The organism is Streptomyces sp. NPDC055254 (assembly GCF_053606025.1).
On sequence record NZ_JBSGQV010000023.1, the window covers coordinates 51,311 to 68,321 of the forward strand.

Here is a 17,011-nt window from a genome sequence, read left to right on the forward strand (position 1 = left end):
TTCACCCGGTGGCGTCCAATCTCCTGGGCCGGCTGCAGGCCTTCGAGGGGTGGCCGGTGGCCTTGATGGCTCCTCGGAAACTGGTTCATAGGCGGGCTGAGTCAGGCAAGGCCTTGCGCCCGCTCCCGCCGTACCCCTCCGGTAGGTCACCGGCTGTGCGAATGGCGCTGGCAGTTGGGCCGCCCCTGGGTCGTACGAGCCAGGGGTCAACGGCACCACCCGCCCTCGCGCTTGCCAAAGGGCTGTCCCTTCAAGCTCACAACGGTGCACCGTAAGTTCCGCAACGAGGCAGGTGCCGCACGCGAGAGACGGCCCTTTGACGTGCGGGGAGCCAATCAGGGAGCCACCCCATCCAGCACACGATAGATCTGTGTGGACTGTCACGGACGGCGAGGCGCCGAGAACCCTGGGACGCAGGGGCTCGGCGACGCCGCTTCCTGATGTCCCGCTTTCCCCTTCCTTAAGTGGAACCTAAGGTTCGTTACGGGCGCCCACAAACGAACGAATGTCCGGTTCGAGGCGGCTAGCGTGCTGCCCGCATCACCCAACTCCCCAGTAACACAACCAAGGCGGGCACGCGATGAACAGCACAGGCGGTCACCGGCGCAGGGCAGGTCGTACGACGAAGGCCGTGGGGGTGATCGGGGCGGCGGTGATCGTCGGAGGCGCCGCGTTCGCCTTCTCCGGTACGGCGCAGGCCTCCGCCGTGGGGGCCGTGTACACGAAGTCGACGTCCTGGAGCGGTGGTTACACCGGTCAGTACGTCATCACCAACCACACCGGCACGGCGCAGTCCGACTGGACGCTGCAGTTCGACCTTCCGGCCGGAACCTCCGTCGAGTCGCTGTGGAACGGTTCGCACAGCGTCGACGGGAACCGCGTGACCGTGAAGCCGGCCGGCTGGAACGGGACGCTCGCGGCCGGCGCCTCGGTCACCGTGGGCTTCGTGACGAAGGGGGGCGCCGCACCGGGCGACCCGACCGGCTGCAAGATCAACGGGCAGAAGTGCTCGGCCGACCCGACCGCGACGCCCCCGCCGAGCGGGCGCCCCACCGTCCGGCCCACCTCCGCTCCGACCGCGTCGGCCACGCCGACCGCTCCCGCGCCCACCACCCCGACCGCGTCCGTCACCTCCTCGCCCTCGCCCACCCGTACCCCCACCGCGCCGCCCGTCCCGGTGGCGGGTGCGCGGTTCGCCCCGTACGTGGACACCTCGCTGTTCCCCTCCTACGACCTCCTCGACACCGCCGCCAAGACCGGCGTGAAGGAGTTCCACCTCGCCTTCATCACCTCGGGCGGCGGCTGTGCGCCGCTGTGGGGCGGGGTCACCGACCTCGCCAACGACAAGGTCGCCTCCCAGATCGACGCGCTGCGCGCCCAGGGCGGCGACGTCCGGGTCTCCTTCGGCGGTGCGGCCGGACACGAGCTGGCGCTGAACTGCGCCACCGCCGACGAGCTGGCCGGCGCGTACGGGAAGGTCATCGACCAGTACCGGCTCACCAAGGTCGACTTCGACATCGAGGGCGCCGCCCTGCCCGACACCTCGGCCAACGCACGTCGCGCCCAGGCCATCGCCAAGCTCCAGAAGTCCCACCCCGGCCTCGACGTCGCGTTCACCCTGCCCGTCATGCCCGAGGGGCTGACCCAGCCGGGCGTGGCACTGCTCGCCGACGCCCGCACGAACGGGGTGCGCGTCGACGCCGTCAACATCATGGCCATGGACTACGGGCCGGCGTACAGCGGTGACATGGGCCAGTACGCGATCGATGCGGCGACGGCCACGCAGGCTCAGCTCAAGGGGGTCCTCGGGCTGTCCGACGCGGCGGCGTGGAAGGCCGTCGCCGTGACGCCGATGATCGGGGTCAACGACGTGACGACCGAGATCTTCACCGTCTCGGACGCCACGCAGCTCGTGGACTTCGCGGCGGCCAAGGGGATCGGGCGGCTGGCGATGTGGTCGGCCACCCGTGACAAGCAGTGCGCGGCCGGCGCGGTCAACTACGCCGACGCCACGTGCAGTTCGATCCTCCAGGAGCCGCTGGCCTTCACCAAGGCGTTCGCGGCGCTCAAGTAGTCCGGTAACGCTCCCGCTCCCCCTCTCCCTCACTCCCCCGCGGCCGACCGTCCGGGTGAAACACCCGCGGCCGGGGCGGGCCGGATCGTTCCTGCACCGGCCCGCCCCGCGAAGATCGTCCGCGGGGTCCCGCCGGGATCCCGCGGGCGAGGAGGCACGGTGGTCGGGCATTACGGGAGTGCGCTGCGGGAACTCGTCGCGGAGCCGGGCACGACGCCCTTGGTCGGGGTGTACGACATGTACTCGGCGTCGGTGGCGGCCGGGCACTACGACGCCCTGTTCGTCTCCGGCTTCGGTTTCGCGGCCTCCTTCTACGGCCTGCCGGACGTCGGATTCATCGCCTGGCCGGACATGGTCGCCTTCACGGAGCGCCTGCGCTCCGCCTTCCCCGACCACCACCTCCTCGTGGATGTCGACGACGGCTACGGCGACCCGGAGGTCGCGGGCCACGTCGTGCGCCGGCTGGAGCGGGCCGGGGCCTCCGGCGTCGTCCTGGAGGACCAGCAGCGGCCGCGCCGCTGCGGGCACGCGGACGGGAAGCAGATCCTGCCCCTGCCGCAGTACCTCGACAAGCTGGAGGCGGTGCTCGACGCGCGCCGGGACCTCTTCGTCGTGGCCCGCACCGACGCCACGGAGGAGTCGGAGATGCTGCTGCGGGCCGAGCGACTGGCCGCCACCGGCGCCGACATGGTGCTCGTGGACGGCGTACGGAGCACCGGTCAGCTGGCCCGCATCCGTGCCGCGGCCGGGGACAAGCCGCTGCTCTTCAACCAGATCAGCGGGGGCAGGTCCCCCCGGCTCTCACTGACCGAACTCGACGGCCTGGGCGTCGACGCCGCCGTCTACAGCACCCCGTGCCTGTTCGCCGCGCACCGGGCGATGGAAGAGGCACTGCTGGAGCTGAAGGCGGACGACGGCCGGCTGCCCGACATCGGGGACGCGGACGCCGCCGTCCGCCCCGTCGTCGGCGTCGCCCATTCGACCGAGCTGCTGGCCCGCAACCTGGGCCGTCCCCGGCGCGGCGTCCGGACCTCCTGAGCGGGGCCGGAGTGCTACGCCGCCCGGTGGATCCGGGCCAGCACGAGGACGGTGTCGTCGGTCGCCCCGGCGGGCAGCAGGTTCGCCAGGATGCGGTCGGCGCTCTCCTCCAGCGGCCCGGCGGCCGTGCGCAGCTGCGCCCGCAGCGCCTCCAGGCCCGCATCGATGTCCTGGCCCCGCGCCTCGACGAGACCGTCGGTGTACAGCGCCAGCACCGCGCCCTCGGGGAGATCGATGCCGGTCGACCGGAAGGGAACGCCGCCCACTCCGAGCGGGACGCCCAGTCCCTCGCCGACGGTCTCGACGGTGCCGTCCGGGTGGCGCACCAGGGCCGGGGGGTGGCCGGCGTTGGCGACGCGGGCCCGGCCGGTGTGCGGGTCGTAGACGAGGTAGAGGCAGGTGGCCAGCTCGATGCCGGCTTCCCGGGCGCACGCGTCGAGCTCTGCCAGCAGCGCCTCGGGCTCGCGGCTGTGGCGGGCCAGTGCCTTGGCCGTGATGCGCAGCCGGCCCATCGACGCGGCGGCGGGCACGCCGTGTCCCATGACGTCGCCGACGACGAGGGCGACCCGGTCGCCGGGCAGGTTGATCACGTCGTACCAGTCGCCTCCGACCTCGGTGATCCGGCTGCCCGGCAGGTAGCGGTGGGCGACGCGCACGTGGTCGCCGGTCGGCACGGCGCTGGGCAGCAGCGCGCGTTGGAGGGTCAGTGCGATGTCCTGGACCCGGCCGTAGAGGCGTGCGTTGTCCAGGCAGAGGGCGGCGCGGGAGGCGAGATCGCCGGCGAGGGTGACGTCCTGTTCGGTGAAGGCCGGGCGGCGGGCGGCCCGGCCGAACATGGTGATGCCCTGGACCGTGTTCCGGGCGATGAGCGGGGCGATGACGATGCCGGCCAGGCCGCTGTCGAGCAGCAGGCGGGCCCGGTCCTGGTGGGCGGCGGTCCGGATCGCGAACTCCTCGTCGACGACGACGGAGAGCGGTCGGCCGGTGCTCAGCATGTCGTGAATGCCGGAGCCGGGCGGGTAGGTGATCCGCTCCAGGCCGCCGACGAGCTCGGGGGCGGGCGGCGGGAGGGTGGTTCGGGCCGCGATCCGGCGGGTGACCAGGGGAAGTCCGGGGTCGAACATCTCCGACTCGTCCATCCACTCGACCAGTTCGACGACGGCGCCGTCGCAGAACTCGGGCACCACCGCGTCGACCAGCTCGCGGGCGGTGACCTCCAGGTCCAAGGTGGTACCGACCCGGGCCGCCGCCCGGTCCAGGAGGTCCAGCCGCTGCCGGGCGGCCGTGGCTTCGAGCAGGGCCTGCTCCCGGTCGGTCACGTCGACGAGCAGCCCGCCGACTCCGGGCCGGGTGCCCCCCGCCCCGCTCAGCGGGAAGAAGCTCACCGACCGCACCTGGTCGCGGTCGGGCCGGCCCGGGGTGCGCAGGCCCACCAGCGCGCCGACCAGGGGGCGTCCCTCCTCGGCGACGGCCCGGAGCATGCGCTGGTACTCGCCCCCGTCGGACGTGATCATGATGTCGGTCATACGGCGCCCGATGTGGTCGCCCACGGGGAGTCCGTCCATGTCGGCCAGTACCTGATTGAGGTGGACGTACCGCAGCTCTTCGTCGAGCATGACCAGGCCGATCGGGCAGGTCTCGAAAAGGGCGTCGAGGAAGACGAGGTTCGTCTTGACCCGGTCGAGCTCGTCGCCCCTGCTGGCCAGGCCCATGATCACGGAATCCCCCGCGGCCCCGGTCACCGGGAACACCCGGAAGCCGCAGTCGAAGACCCCGGCGTCCCGGTGCAGCGCGGGCAGCCGGGCCCGCCAGTACCCGAGCCTGCGGCCGCGTTCGACCAGCAGCGCGGCGCCCCCGGGGGCGCCGGGGGCCGGGGCGGGGAAGAGGGCGGAGGCAGGCCGGGACAGCACCTCCCGGGCCTCGTGGCCGAACAGGCCCCGCGCGCCCGGCCCCCAGTAGCAGATCCGTTCCTCACCGTCCATGCCGAAGACGGCCACGGCCACGTGCTCCAGCAGGGACCCCGGCTCGGAGCGGATCGGACCAGCGGCGTCCGCGCCCCCGGGGCGGTCCGTCGGCATCAGGGGCCCCCTTCGGTCGAGGTCTCCCCTCATTGTCGTACCGACCGGTATTTCCAGCCATTTCTTGGCATGCGCCTGACAGGCTCCTGACAGTTGAAGGCCGCTGTGGGACTCTCCCCGCACGCACTCCGCACCCCCTGTGAGGCCCAGCGCCTCGCCCACCCCCACCAGTACGTGGCATGGAGGAGCGCATCATGAGGCACAGCACCCCCCGCACGCACGGCACCCCCGACTCCCCCCGCATCCACAGTGCCGCCGCGGCCCGCGTCGCACGCTTCGCCGGGATCGCGACGCTCGCCCTCGCGGCGGCCCTCGCCGGTACCGGCAGCGCGCTGGCCCTCGGCTCCGGGGCCCCGGCCGCCGACCAGAAGGTCGACGGCGTGATCGTGGTCGCCGGCAACAGCTGCAGCTGGACCGGCGCGAGCACCAGCGCCCTTCCGCCGAACGCCCTCACCGTCGACCGCACCACCATCAACGCGCCGGGAGGCAATCTGGCCTGCGGCGGAGGTATCGCCGCCACCCTCAACAACAATCCGGTCTTCACCTTCGACGACGCCGCCGGCACGGCGCGCACCGATCTGATCGACATCACCGGCAGGCAGAGTTTCATCTCCTGCCGCTACCGGGCGACGGGCGTCGTGTGGGACCGCGACGCGACGAGCCGCAAGTACGTCAACCGGGCCTTCACCGCGGCCAAGACCTCGGGCAGCTTCCTGTGTCCCGGCTCGGTCGCCACCCCGGCCGGGGACGCGTCCATGCTGTTCCGCTGAGCCCGGACACCCCCGCCGCGGTCGCCTCCCCGGTCCCGGACCGGGGGGCGGCCTACGCGGTCAAACCGCGGCCTCAGCAGGGGCGGACCGGCTGGAGGGCGTGGACGTAGCGGGCGGACACCCAGCCCTTGGACCCGTGCAGCCGGTACCACACGGGATTGCCGTCGACCCAGCCCCCGCGCCGCTGGCAGGAGAGGAGCACCCGGGCGTTCGGGTGCAGCTTCTTCACGACGTCGGAGTGCACCGTCGGCTTCTCGCGGACGTTCAGGGGCGCGCGGGTCTCCACCACACCGACGGGACGGATCACCGCCGGCGCGCTTCCCGCCGGGCCGAGGCCTTCGGCGGCCCAGCCGGCCGTGCCCAGCGGCCCGATGACCACGCCGGCCGCCAGTGCGTACGTCAGCAACGCCTTCTTCACCATGGATCCCACTCCTCGTATCGCTCGGCCCTCGGCCGGCGCCGCGCCGCGGCGCCGGCCACCGAACGACTATCCACCGCCCGGACGGCGGAACGCAGAGAACACGCCCCGGTTCCCCCGGACGGCCCTGCGCCCGTCAGGACTCGTACGGGACGTGGATGGCCAGGACGCAGATGTCGTCGCGGTTGCCCGGGCACAGCGCGGCCAGCGTCCGGGCGAGGGTGTCGCCGCGGCCCTCCCGGACGAGCCGCAGGGCGGTCACGGCGAGCCGGTCGAGTCCGATGCCGATGTCCTCGCCCGGTTCTTCCACGAGCCCGTCGGTGTAGAGCAGCAGGTGGTCGCCGGGCAGCAGGTCGACCTCGGCCTGGGCGTAGGAGGCGTCGTAGGTGGCGCCGAGGATGCTGCCGTGCGGCTGTGCGAGGAACTCCGCCCGGTCGCCGCGGATCAGCAGGGGAGGCAGGTGTCCTGCCCGTACCCAGGCCAGACGCCGGTCCCAGGGCTGGTATCGGCCCATGACCATGGTGGCGGTGGCGGTGGCCGACGGGTCCGAAGCGGTGTGCAGCAGGAGGTTGTTGAGCCGCCTCAGGACCTCGGGCAGGGCCGAGCCGGTGATGGTCATGCCCTTGGTGGTGAACCGGAGCTGCGCCATGGTGCCGACCGCCGCCAGGCCGTGGCCGGCGACGTCACCGACGACGAACAGGGCGCCTCGATCCGGGAGTTCGACGGCGCTGTACCAGTCGCCTCCTACATTGATGCCGGTGTCGGCGGCGACGTAGGCGACGTCGATGGACAGCCCGGCCAGCTCCAGGAACTGCTCCGGGCTCGGCAGCAGGGTTTCCTGGAGGCGGGTGGCGAGCGTGCGCTCGGCCTGGAGCATGCCGCGCTGGAGGAGGACGGCGCGCTCGCTCTCGCGCAGGGCGAGCTCGGCGCCGCGCTGCGCGGTGAGGTCCTGGAAGAAGCCGTGCACCTCGACGGGGGTGCCGTCGACGTCCGTCTGGGCCTCGGCGACGATCCGCAGGTGCCGCACACCGTGTGCGGTCATGATCCGGAACGGCTGGTCGACGGCCTCCCCCTCGCCCAGCAGCCGTTCGACCGCCGCGCCCAGTTGCGGGAGGTCGTCGGGCACGAGGTGCCGCGGGAGTTCCTCCAGGGTCATCGGGCCCTCGCGCGGGTCGCGGTCGAAGATGGCGTAGACCTGCTCGGACCAGATGATGGTGTCCGTCGCCAGGTTCCAGCCGGCCCAGCCGAGGTTGCCCAGGCGCTGCATGTCCGCGAGCCGGCGGGCCTCCCGCTCGCTGGTGTCGTGGCGGATCCAGGACACCACCAGGTGGTCGTCCAGCCTGGCCGCCCGGACCGAGTAGACGGACTCGCGCGGGACTCCGGCGACCACCTCCTCGTAGACGAAGGGCTCGCCCTCGTAGGCCGTTCCCGTGCCGAGGGTCTCCAGGTACCCGTCCCACAGCGCGGTGCCCGCCACGGTCGGGTACGTCTCCAGGACCCGGCGGCCCACGAGCTCCTTGCCGCGCCGCCCGGCCACGTCCACCGACTCCGGCGCCGCCGCGTCGATGCGGTAGTCCTCCACCTCGCCCGCCGCCGAGCGCAGCGGGGTGAGCAGGATCGCCGGCCCCGCCAGCGCGTCCAGGACCCGCTGGACGGAGGTCACGTCGGCCCCGCTCCGAGCCGCCTCTCCCTCGGGGTCGCGGCGCCGCTCCGGGGTCCCCAGCCGGCCCGCGCACAGCCGGGCCGCCCGCCGCAGCAACGCCCGCGTGTCGGCGGGGAACGGGCCCGGCCGGGCCCGGAGGAAGCCGATGGCGGCCTGCGGCGGTCCCTCGCCGGTCACGGGGATCCAGGCGCGCGAGGGCCACCGCTCCGGCGGGTCTCCGATGAGCAGGTAGCGGCGCGCGTCCTGGGCCGGGTCCTCCAACCACAGGGCCCGGCCCGCGGCGATCGCCTCCAGGGCGGCGACGCCGGTGAGCGGGGGGATGTGGCGCCACTGCTCGGCCAGCGCGTCGTCGATGCCGGCGCGGCCGGCCAGCTCCAGGCTCCCGGCCGGGGCCAACGAGTAGATCATCACCGCGTCCACGGCGGCCGCTCCGCCGAGTGCGGTCCGCAGCAGTTCCGCGACGTCGTCGCCGCCGCGGGCCGCGGCCAGGCCGTCGGCGAGCCGGGCGAGGAGCGGGCGCAGCCCTGGGTCACCCTCGGTGCCGACCAGGTAGCGTCCGGCGCTGAAGGCCGCGGCGGCCGGTCCCGTGTCCGCGTCGGCGCCCCCCGGGGCGGTCGGCGGGGACACCGGGCCGGTCCCGGACGGCGGGCTGGTGGGCACCTGCCCCAAGGTGGTCCAGCACTCCTCCAGAAGGGTGCGGCCCCGCTCGCCGGCCCGGGCGAGGAGGATGTCGTACGCCGCGTCGGCGCAGACTCCCGCGACGGCCATCAGCACGCCCTTGGCCCGCTCGACGACGGCCGTTGTCCCGGCGACGGCCTCAAGATCCGCGACTTCGGACCGCAGCCTGGCCACCACTTTGGCGAGCGCCAGCACCTCGGGTGCGGAGCTCTCACCCGCAGGCACCGGATCGCTCTTCATCCCTTGAGCATGGCACGCCGGTTCCCCGCGCGCGCCCAGATGGGACAGGTACCGCTTGAGACGGGTGCGAGGGGGCATGCGCACAGCGTGCGAGCGAGCCTCAGCCGTGCTCCCCGAGGACGCGTACGGGAAGGAATCCGCAGGTGACGCGCCATGACCAGGACCTCGTCCAAGACCACGTCCAGTACCACTTCCAGCACCACTTCCACTTCCACCGAACCGCGATCCGAGGGTCCAGGGGTCACCCCTGCGGGTCCCCGTCCGACGCCCCGCGATCCGATGGGCGAACCGGCGCCGGACCAGCCCGTGCGGAGCGGACCGGCGCGCACCGGCCCGACGCGGAGCGGACCCGCCGCCGCGAGCCCCGACCGGCCCCCGCCGAGCGAGGAGCCCGTGATCGCGGAGCCCCCCGACTGAGGCGTCCTACGAGCCCTCGCCGAAGGGAGGGAGGCACCCGGTGAACACCGACACCGTTCTGCCCACGGGTCTCATGCCGTCCGAGGCAGTGGGCAACCCGGTCCGCGACGGGCACGGGCCGCTGCCGATCGACCACACCCAGGCCATCCTGGAGACCACCAAGCGGGTGGCCGCACTGCTCAAGGCGACGGGGAGGCCGTTCGCCCTCGCCGGCAGCGTCGCGGCCTTCGCCCACGGGCTGCCGGCCCGCTTCCAGCACGACACCGACTTCTGCGTCCGCCCCGAGGACGCCGACGCGGTGGTGGAAGCGCTGGAGGCCGGGGGCATCGAGATGCGGCGCGCCCCCGAGGACTGGCTGGTGAAGGGACGCGCGGGCGGCGAGGAGATCGACCTGATCTTCGAACTCGCCCGCCGCCCCGTCAGTACGGAGCTGCTGGCGCGGGCCGGGGTCAAGGCCGTGGACTCGGTGTGGATGCCCGTCCTGTCCCCCACCGACCTCATGGACAGCCGCCTCGCCGCGCTCTGCGAGCACTACTGCGACTACGGCGACCTGCTGCCGATGGCGCGCATGCTGCGCGAGCAGATCGACTGGGAGCGACTCGAACGGGACCACCGTGCGAGTCCGCTGTCGGACGCCTTCCTCTACCTTCTCGATCGCCTCAGGGTCATCGACCGCACGGGCCGTACGCAGGAGTCGCCATGACCTCGGCCGAGCTCATCGAGTACCGCATCGCGCACCTGCTCGACCGCCTCGCCCGGGAGGACATCTCCGAACTCGGGGTACAGATCGACACCCACGGCTCGCACGCCGTGCTGCGGGGCAGCGTCACCAGCGCTTCGTGCCGGGCCGCCGTCCTGCGCATCGCGGCGGAGGAACTGGAGGGCATCGAGTGGCAGGAGGATCTGACGGTGAGCCAGTCCAGTCCGCCCGACCGGTCGGAGGAGCTGCCGTGATCCGCGTCGCCGCGGTCGGGGACATCCACCTCGGACCGGACGGACACGGCACCCTGCGGCCCGCCTTCGACACCCTCGCCGACAGCGCTGACCTTCTCCTGCTGGCGGGCGACCTGACCCGCCACGGCACCGCCGAGGAGGCGCGCGTGGTGGCCGGCGAGGTCGCCGGACTGCCCGTCCCCGTCGTCGCGGTCCTCGGCAACCACGACTACCAGAGCGACCAGCAGGACGCCGTGGCCCGGGAGCTCACGGCGCACGGCGTCCACGTCCTGGAGGGGACCTCGGTGGTCCTCGACGTACGGGGCACGCGCGTGGGCGTCGCGGGGACGAAGGGGTTCTGCGGGGGCTTCGTCGGGCGCAGCGGCAGCGAGTTCGGCGAGCCGGAGATGAAGGCGTTCATCCGCTACACCCGCACCTGTGCCCAGGGCCTGGGCCGGGCCCTGCGGGAGCTGGCCGACCGGGGCAGCGACGTGCGCGTCGCGCTGACGCACTTCTCGCCGGTACCGGACACCCTGGCCGGGGAGCCTCCGGAGATCTACCCGTTCCTCGGCAGCTACCTCCTCGCCGAGGCGATGGACGAGGAGGGGGCGGACCTCGCCGTGCACGGGCACGCGCACCTCGGCACGGAGCACGGGATGACCGCGGGCGGGGTGCGCGTGCGCAACGTGGCGATGCCGGTCATCGACCGGGCCTTCGCCGTCTACCACCTCACGCCGGCCGGCGAACGCCCCCGGGCCGGCTGACCGGCCGTGGCGGCGCGGCGGGGTGCGGCCCCGCCGCGCCGGCGGGACCGCACCCCGTACCGCTCCTACCGGTCGGCCCCCGGGGCGGGGGCGTAGCCGGTGGGCCGGGTCGTGAACGTGCCCCGGCCCTGCGTGCGGCCGCGCAGCCGCGACGCGTAGCCGAACAGCTCGGCCAGCGGCACGGTCGCGGTGATCACCGCGGTACCGGCCCGGGCGGACTGCCCGGAGATCCGGCCGCGCCGCGCCGCGAGATCGCCGATGACCGCGCCGACGGCGTCGCCGGGCACGGTGGCCGTGACCTCGGCCACCGGTTCCAGCAGTGTCATCGCGCTGCCGCGCAGGGCCTCGCGCAGGGCGAGGCGGCCGGCGGTGCGGAACGCCATCTCGGAGGAGTCCTTCGGATGGGTGGCGCCGTCGGTGAGCGTGACGCTCACCCCGGTCACCGGGTACCCCCCGAGCGGGCCCTCCGCCAGGGCGTCCCGGCAGCCGGCCTCGACCGCCCGGACGTACTCCTGCGGCACCCGGCCGCCGGTGACGGCCGAGCGGAACACGAACTCCTCCCGTTCCCCGCCGTCGGCGGGCCCGCCGGCCGGAGCCGGCTCCAGCGGCTGCACGTCGAGGACGACATGGGCGAACTGGCCGGCGCCGCCGTCCTGTTTGACGTGCCGGTACAGCAGTCCCCGTACGCCGCGGGCGACGGTCTCGCGGTACGACACCTGGGGGCGTCCCACCGCGATCTCCATTCCCTGGGCGCGGCGGACCTTCTCCACCGCCACCTCCAGGTGCAGTTCCCCCATGCCCGAGAGCAGGGTCTGGCCGGTCTCCCGGTCGGTCCGCACCGCCAGCGAGGGGTCCTCCTCCACGAGCCGCGCCAGGGCCGTCGCGAGCCGGTCGGTGTCCAGGCCGCGCCCGGCCTCGACCGCGACCGAGACGACCGGTTCGGCCGCGGTGGGCGGTTCGAGGACGAGCGGCGCCCCGGGGGTGCACAGCGTGGCGCCCGGGCGGGCCGACTTCAGCCCGATCACGGCCACGATGTCCCCGGCCCGTGCCAGGTCCACGTCCTCGTGCCGGTCGGCCTGCACCCGCAGGATGCGGCCGATCCGTTCGGTGCGGCGCGCTCCCGCGTCGAGCACGGTGTCCCCCTTCCTGATCGTTCCCGAGTACACGCGTACGTAGCCGAGGCGGCCCGTGGCCGTGGAGCTCACCTTGAACACCAGGCCCGCGAACGGCGCCTTCGGGTCGGCGGCCCGCTCCTGCGTGCCGCCGCCGTGGGTGCCCCGTACGGGCGGCACGTCCAGGGGCGAGGGCAGGTAGGCGACGGCGGCCTCCAACAGCGGCTCGATGCCCCGGTTGCGGTAGGCCGATCCGCACAGCACCACGACGCCCTCGCCCCGCGCGGTCAGCTCGCGCAGGGCCGCCGCCAGGGTCTCGCAGGAGAGCGCCGAGGTGGCGCAGAACTCCTCCAGCGCGACCGGGTGCAGCTCCGCCACCGCCTCCTCAAGGAGCCGGCGACGGCGCTCCGCCTCGGGGCGCAGGGCGTCGGGGACCGGGCCCTCCTCGTACGGATCGGGGCCCGGGCCCCACACGAGGGCGCGCATGCGCAGCAGGTCCACCACGCCCGTGAAGCCGTCCTCCCGGCCGATCGGCAGCTGGACGACGAGCGGGGTGGTGTGCAGCCGCTCGCGGAGGGAGGCGACGGCCGTGTCGAGGTCGGCGCCGGCCCGGTCCAGCTTGTTGACGAACGCGATCCTGGGTACGCCGTGCCGGTCGGCCTGGCGCCAGACCGACTCGCTCTGCGGCTCCACTCCGGCGACGGCGTCGAAGACGGCGATCGCGCCGTCGAGGACCCGGAGCGAGCGCTCGACCTCGTCGGCGAAGTCGACGTGGCCGGGGGTGTCGATGAGGTTGATCCGGTGGCCGTCCCACGTGCAGCTCACGGCTGCCGCGAAGATGGTGATCCCGCGGTCGCGCTCCTGGGGGTCGAAGTCGGTGACGGTGGTGCCGTCGTGGACCTCGCCGCGCTTGTGGGTGGTGCCGGTGGCGTACAGGATCCGTTCGGTGACGGTGGTCTTGCCCGCGTCGACGTGGGCGAGGATGCCGAGGTTGCGGACGGCGCCCAGCGGCGCGGTGGCGCCGGGGGCGCCGGGGGCGGAGTGAGGTGCCTGGTGTGTCGAGGGGGTGTGGTGAGTACGCACGGCCCGGGGCCTTTCAGATGCTCGGGACAGGAAGGGGGCGGCGCGATGGCGTGGCGAAGCGGCCTGCCGGGAGACAGGGCTGTCCCTGGTCCGGCGTCAGATACCGGAGGGCGACGGCGTTCGCCGGCGCTCGGCGGCGCGGGGAGGGTCCGGGTCGGGTCCTCGGGTCAGGTGTTCGTCACGGGGTCCGGCGGCGGCCGCGCAGCCGGCACCGGGCGCCCGAGGACACCAGGATCACGTCGTACCGGGAGCGGGGAGCGACGGCGGCGGTGTGGACACGCATGGCCGGACTCCCCTCGACTCGTCGGACGGTGCGCGGCCTTCGTGGCGGCGCGTGATCACGAGTGTAGGGAGCGGGGCGGGGCACGGCACGGGATTTGTTTCTCCGGGGCCGGGGCCGGAACCGGGCCCGCCGGGGCCGGTCCCGTACGGGCCGGGTTCCTCGACGGGGCCGGTCCCGTACGGCCTCAGGCGATCGGGTGCAGCCGGGACGCCGGCAGCGGCGCCTCCTGCGGCCGGTCGCCGGTCTCGGTCAGGGCGCTGCCGGCCAGCCACGTCCGCCAGTCGACGTTCCAGTCGCCGATGCCGTTGCCGAACGGATCCATCGGTTCCCCGCCGCTGTTGACCACCTCGACGATGTCGCCCTCCCTCACCGTCCCGAAGAACCAGGCCGCGTCCTCGGTGCTCATGCCCGTACAGCCGTGGCTGACGTTCTCCTCGCCCTGCGCCGCGACCGACCAGGGTGCGGCGTGGATGTACTCGCCGCTCCAGGTCACCCGGGTGGCGTAGCGGACGGCCAGGTCGTAGAACTCCTTGGTGCCGCGCTCGATGCCGACGCTGTCCCCGCGCATCCGGACCTCGGTCTCCTTGCGCAGGACGACCTTGATGCCGGAGCGGGTCCGGAAGCCGGCCTTGCCGGTGGTGACGGGGATCGTCCTGATGACCCGTCCGTTGCGCCGCACGGTCATCCGGTGGGTGGCGGAGTCGGTGACGGCCTCGATGCGCTCCCCGATGGTGAACCGGAGTTCCTCGGAGGGGCCCCCGTACTCCCGGTCGGCGAATTCGATGCCGTCGAGTCCGCTGCGTACGCGGACCTGCGTGCGGGCGGGCCAGTAGGTGCGCGGGCGGAAGTGCAGGGTCGAGTCGTCCACCCAGTGCCAGGCGCCCTCGACGCGGGGCTCGGAGGTCACCTGGAGGGCCTGTTCCAGCCGGGCGCGCGCCGCCCGGTCGGCGGCGGGGACGGGGTGGCTGAGGGCGGCGGTGACGATCTGTCCGGCGCCGTACGTTCCGGGTCGGGGGCCGAACGCGACCGTCAGCTTCTCTCCCGGTGCCGGCGGGGCGGTCCGGAAGGCCATGGTGGCGCCCACGGGCGTACCGGCCGCGTTCAGGGCGCCGACCTGCACGGTGTAGCTCTCCCCCGCCCGCAGCGGCTCGGAGTTGAGCCAGCGCCCGTTGCGCGCGTCCAGTTCGCCGGCCAGGTGGCGGCCGTGCCCGTCGAGGGCGGTCACGTCCGTGAGGCGGCCCGCGTCCGCGAGGGCGATCTCCAGCGGGCCGCCGGCGTCGGTGGGCAGGGTGTCGGTGCGGGCGGCGCGCGCCGAGGTGGCGGGCCGCGGTTCGCGCAGGAGGGAGCCCGTGCCCCGGACGGTGGCCAGGACCCGTTGCTCGCGCCAGCCCTCGCACAGGCCGGGCCGCAGGGTGTGCGCGGCGCAGCGCTCCCCGGTCGTACCCCGGCCCTCTTCCAGGACCCGGCCGACCAGCAGGGTGACGGGCGCCTGCCGGGCCGCCTTCGCGAAGGCCCGTTGGGAGACCTGTGCTTCGGGGGTGCGTCCCGGCGCCGCCGCGACGACGAGCAGGGCGCCCGTCGCCGCGGCCACCACCCCCCACGTCCTGCCCGTTCGCGTCCGTCGCGTCCTTCGCGTCCGTGACTCAGTCACGCAGCCCTCCCAGATCTCGCACCGCCGGATGGCAGCATCAAAACGATCGGGAGCCAAAATTATGATCATGAACTCGGCGTTGGGGCCGAATGGACCTCGCAAGAGAACCCTGACGGAGCACGCCCCGCGCCGCCTCCCGCCCGGATCCCCGCCGTCCGGTTCGGCTGAGACGAGGAAGCGGATCACGTAGTCTCGGCGGATGGCGAAGTACTTCGACGTGCACCCTGAGAATCCTCAACAGCGCACGATCAGCAATGTTGCGGACAGTGTCCGCTCCGGTGCGCTCATCGCGTACCCGACGGACTCGTGTTTCGCGCTGGGATGCCAGCTCGGCAACCGCGACGGCCTCAACCGGATCCGGTCCATCCGCAACTTGGACGACCGGCACCACTTCACCCTGGTGTGCCAGAACTTCGCGCAGCTGGGTCAGTTCGTACAGCTCGACAACAACGTGTTCCGCGCGATCAAGGCGGCGACGCCCGGTGCGTACACCTTCATCCTGCCCGCGACGTCGGAGGTGCCGCGCCAGCTGCTGCACCCGAAGAAGAAGACGGTCGGCGTGCGCATCCCCGACCACGTCGTCACCCAGGCACTGCTCGCCGAGCTCGGAGAGCCGCTGCTCTCCAGCACCCTGCTCCTGCCCGACGAGGAGGAGCCGATGACCCAGGGCTGGGAGATCAAGGAACGGCTCGACCACCAGGTGGACGCCGTCGTCGACTCGGGCGACTGCGGGACGAGCCCGACGACCGTCATCGACTTCTCCGGCGGTGAGGCCGAGATCGTACGCCGGGGGGCGGGCGACACCTCGCGGTTCGAGTAGTCCGCGCACCGGGCCGCCGCCCCGCGGTGGCGGCCCGGGCTCCTTTCGGCGGCGGCCCGTGCTCCCCGCGCTCAGGCGTCCGAGGGCACCCGCAGGGCGGAGCGGATCGCCCCGGTCACGGCCGGCAGGTGTCCGTCCAGATAGAAGTGCCCGCCCTCGAAGGTCAGGAACTCGCCCGGCCGCGTCGAATGGCCGAGCCAGCCGCGGGCGTCGTCCACCGGGACCACCGGGTCAGCGGTGCCGACGAGCACCGTGAAGGGAACGTCCAGGGGCGGGCCCTGCTGCCAGGAGTACGCCCCGAGGGCCTCGTAGTCCCCGCGCAGCGCGGGCAGCACGATCTCCAGCACCTCAGGATCGTCCAGTACGCCGCTTCCCGTGCCGCCGAGCCGGCGGATCCCCGCGATCAGTTCCGCGTCGCCGCGGAGCCGGTCGCCGGGCCGGGGCTCGGGAGTGGGCGCCCCGCGCGCGGACAGGAACAGCCGCTCCGGCGGCCGGGCGCCGCGGGCGGCCAGCAACCGGGTCGTCTCGTACGCGACGGCCGCGCCCATGCTGTGGCCGAAGAAGGCGTACGGGCGCTCGTCGGCCGGGCCGCCGTCGGGGCCGCCGGCCGGCGCGAGGGCGAGTTCGTCCACCAGGGTGTCCGCGAGCGCGGTCGCGAGCGCGGGGATCGAGGTGAGCGGCGGCTCCAGACGGCGGTCCTGCCGCCCGGGGTACTGCACCGCGTGGACCTCGACGGCGGGGGTCAGGGCGCGGGACATCTGGAGGTACGCGCTGGCCGCGCCTCCGGCGTGCGGGAAGCAGATCAGCCGGGGTCCGCCGCCTTCGGTGCGGTCGAACCGCCTCAGCCATGCCATGTGGGTTCCCTTCCGGCGGCCGACGCGCGCCCGGTTCGGGCGCGCGACGGCCGCTTCACTGCGTGGATCGGTCGGATGTCGGTGTCGGAGGCCGGCCGCCGCTGCCGGAGCCGGGAGGCCTCGGCCGGGGACGGC

General features: G+C 73.7%; 13 protein-coding genes. 7 read left to right on the top strand and 6 right to left on the bottom strand.

Annotated features, from left to right (window positions below):
- Nucleotides 1-580 precede the first annotated feature (580 nt).
- Nucleotides 581-2,074, top strand: a complete 1,494-nt coding sequence (locus ACWFQ8_RS21665; RefSeq protein WP_453787886.1) for a cellulose binding domain-containing protein — start codon at nucleotides 581-583, stop codon at nucleotides 2,072-2,074.
- A 159-nt stretch (nucleotides 2,075-2,233) separates the two neighbouring features.
- Complete coding sequence (locus tag ACWFQ8_RS21670; RefSeq protein WP_453787887.1) at nucleotides 2,234-3,112, top strand: isocitrate lyase/PEP mutase family protein; 879 nt, start codon at nucleotides 2,234-2,236, stop codon at nucleotides 3,110-3,112.
- Between the two features lie 14 nt (nucleotides 3,113-3,126).
- Here the strand turns inward: ACWFQ8_RS21670 and ACWFQ8_RS21675 are convergent, their stop codons facing one another.
- Complete coding sequence (locus tag ACWFQ8_RS21675) at nucleotides 3,127-5,190, bottom strand: SpoIIE family protein phosphatase (RefSeq protein WP_453787888.1); 2,064 nt, start codon at nucleotides 5,188-5,190, stop codon at nucleotides 3,127-3,129.
- 194 nt (nucleotides 5,191-5,384) lie between these two features.
- Between ACWFQ8_RS21675 and ACWFQ8_RS21680 the strand changes: the two genes are divergently transcribed.
- Nucleotides 5,385-5,960 (top strand): hypothetical protein, encoded by a 576-nt coding sequence (locus ACWFQ8_RS21680; RefSeq protein WP_453787889.1) that lies wholly within the window; start codon nucleotides 5,385-5,387, stop codon nucleotides 5,958-5,960.
- A gap of 73 nt (nucleotides 5,961-6,033) precedes the next feature.
- Here ACWFQ8_RS21680 and ACWFQ8_RS21685 read toward each other — a convergent pair whose 3' ends face one another.
- Together ACWFQ8_RS21685 and ACWFQ8_RS21690 are read right to left on the bottom strand one after the other, a co-directional pair.
- Nucleotides 6,034-6,381, bottom strand: a complete 348-nt coding sequence (locus ACWFQ8_RS21685) for an SH3 domain-containing protein (RefSeq protein ID WP_453787890.1) — start codon at nucleotides 6,379-6,381, stop codon at nucleotides 6,034-6,036.
- 133 nt (nucleotides 6,382-6,514) lie between these two features.
- On the bottom strand, nucleotides 6,515-8,959 hold the full coding sequence (locus tag ACWFQ8_RS21690; protein WP_453787891.1) for a SpoIIE family protein phosphatase: 2,445 nt from the start codon (nucleotides 8,957-8,959) through the stop codon (nucleotides 6,515-6,517).
- A 457-nt stretch (nucleotides 8,960-9,416) separates the two neighbouring features.
- On the opposite strand from ACWFQ8_RS21690, the gene ACWFQ8_RS21695 reads away from it, so the two are divergent.
- Genes ACWFQ8_RS21695 through ACWFQ8_RS21705 form a run of 3 tightly spaced genes read left to right on the top strand, consistent with a single transcriptional unit; the run spans nucleotide 9,417 to nucleotide 11,073 of the window.
- Nucleotides 9,417-10,079: a nucleotidyltransferase family protein gene (locus ACWFQ8_RS21695; RefSeq protein ID WP_453787892.1), complete on the top strand. Its 663-nt coding sequence runs from the start codon at nucleotides 9,417-9,419 to the stop codon at nucleotides 10,077-10,079.
- The gene (locus ACWFQ8_RS21700) at nucleotides 10,076-10,330 is read left to right on the top strand and encodes a hypothetical protein (protein WP_453787893.1); all 255 of its coding nucleotides are present in this window, start codon (nucleotides 10,076-10,078) and stop codon (nucleotides 10,328-10,330) included. Before ACWFQ8_RS21695 ends, ACWFQ8_RS21700 begins: the two co-directional genes overlap by 4 nt.
- On the top strand, nucleotides 10,327-11,073 hold the full coding sequence (locus ACWFQ8_RS21705) for a metallophosphoesterase family protein (protein ID WP_453787894.1): 747 nt from the start codon (nucleotides 10,327-10,329) through the stop codon (nucleotides 11,071-11,073). The genes ACWFQ8_RS21700 and ACWFQ8_RS21705 overlap by 4 nt, the downstream gene beginning before the upstream one ends.
- Before the next feature lie 65 nt (nucleotides 11,074-11,138).
- Here ACWFQ8_RS21705 and fusA read toward each other — a convergent pair whose 3' ends face one another.
- A complete protein-coding gene (gene fusA / locus ACWFQ8_RS21710; protein WP_453787926.1) occupies nucleotides 11,139-13,193 on the bottom strand; it encodes an elongation factor G in 2,055 nt (684 codons plus the stop codon).
- A 542-nt stretch (nucleotides 13,194-13,735) separates the two neighbouring features.
- Nucleotides 13,736-15,142, bottom strand: a complete 1,407-nt coding sequence (locus ACWFQ8_RS21715) for an Ig-like domain-containing protein (protein ID WP_453787895.1) — start codon at nucleotides 15,140-15,142, stop codon at nucleotides 13,736-13,738.
- 259 nt (nucleotides 15,143-15,401) lie between these two features.
- Here ACWFQ8_RS21715 and ACWFQ8_RS21720 point away from each other — a divergent pair, with 259 nt between their 5' ends.
- Entirely contained in the window at nucleotides 15,402-16,022 is a 621-nt protein-coding gene (locus tag ACWFQ8_RS21720) for an L-threonylcarbamoyladenylate synthase (protein ID WP_453787896.1), read from the top strand.
- Between the two features lie 71 nt (nucleotides 16,023-16,093).
- Here ACWFQ8_RS21720 and ACWFQ8_RS21725 read toward each other — a convergent pair whose 3' ends face one another.
- Nucleotides 16,094-16,876 carry a thioesterase II family protein gene (locus ACWFQ8_RS21725; RefSeq protein ID WP_453787897.1) on the bottom strand — a complete coding sequence of 261 codons (783 nt, stop codon included), beginning with the start codon at nucleotides 16,874-16,876 and terminating at the stop codon, nucleotides 16,094-16,096.
- Nucleotides 16,877-17,011 lie beyond the last annotated feature (135 nt).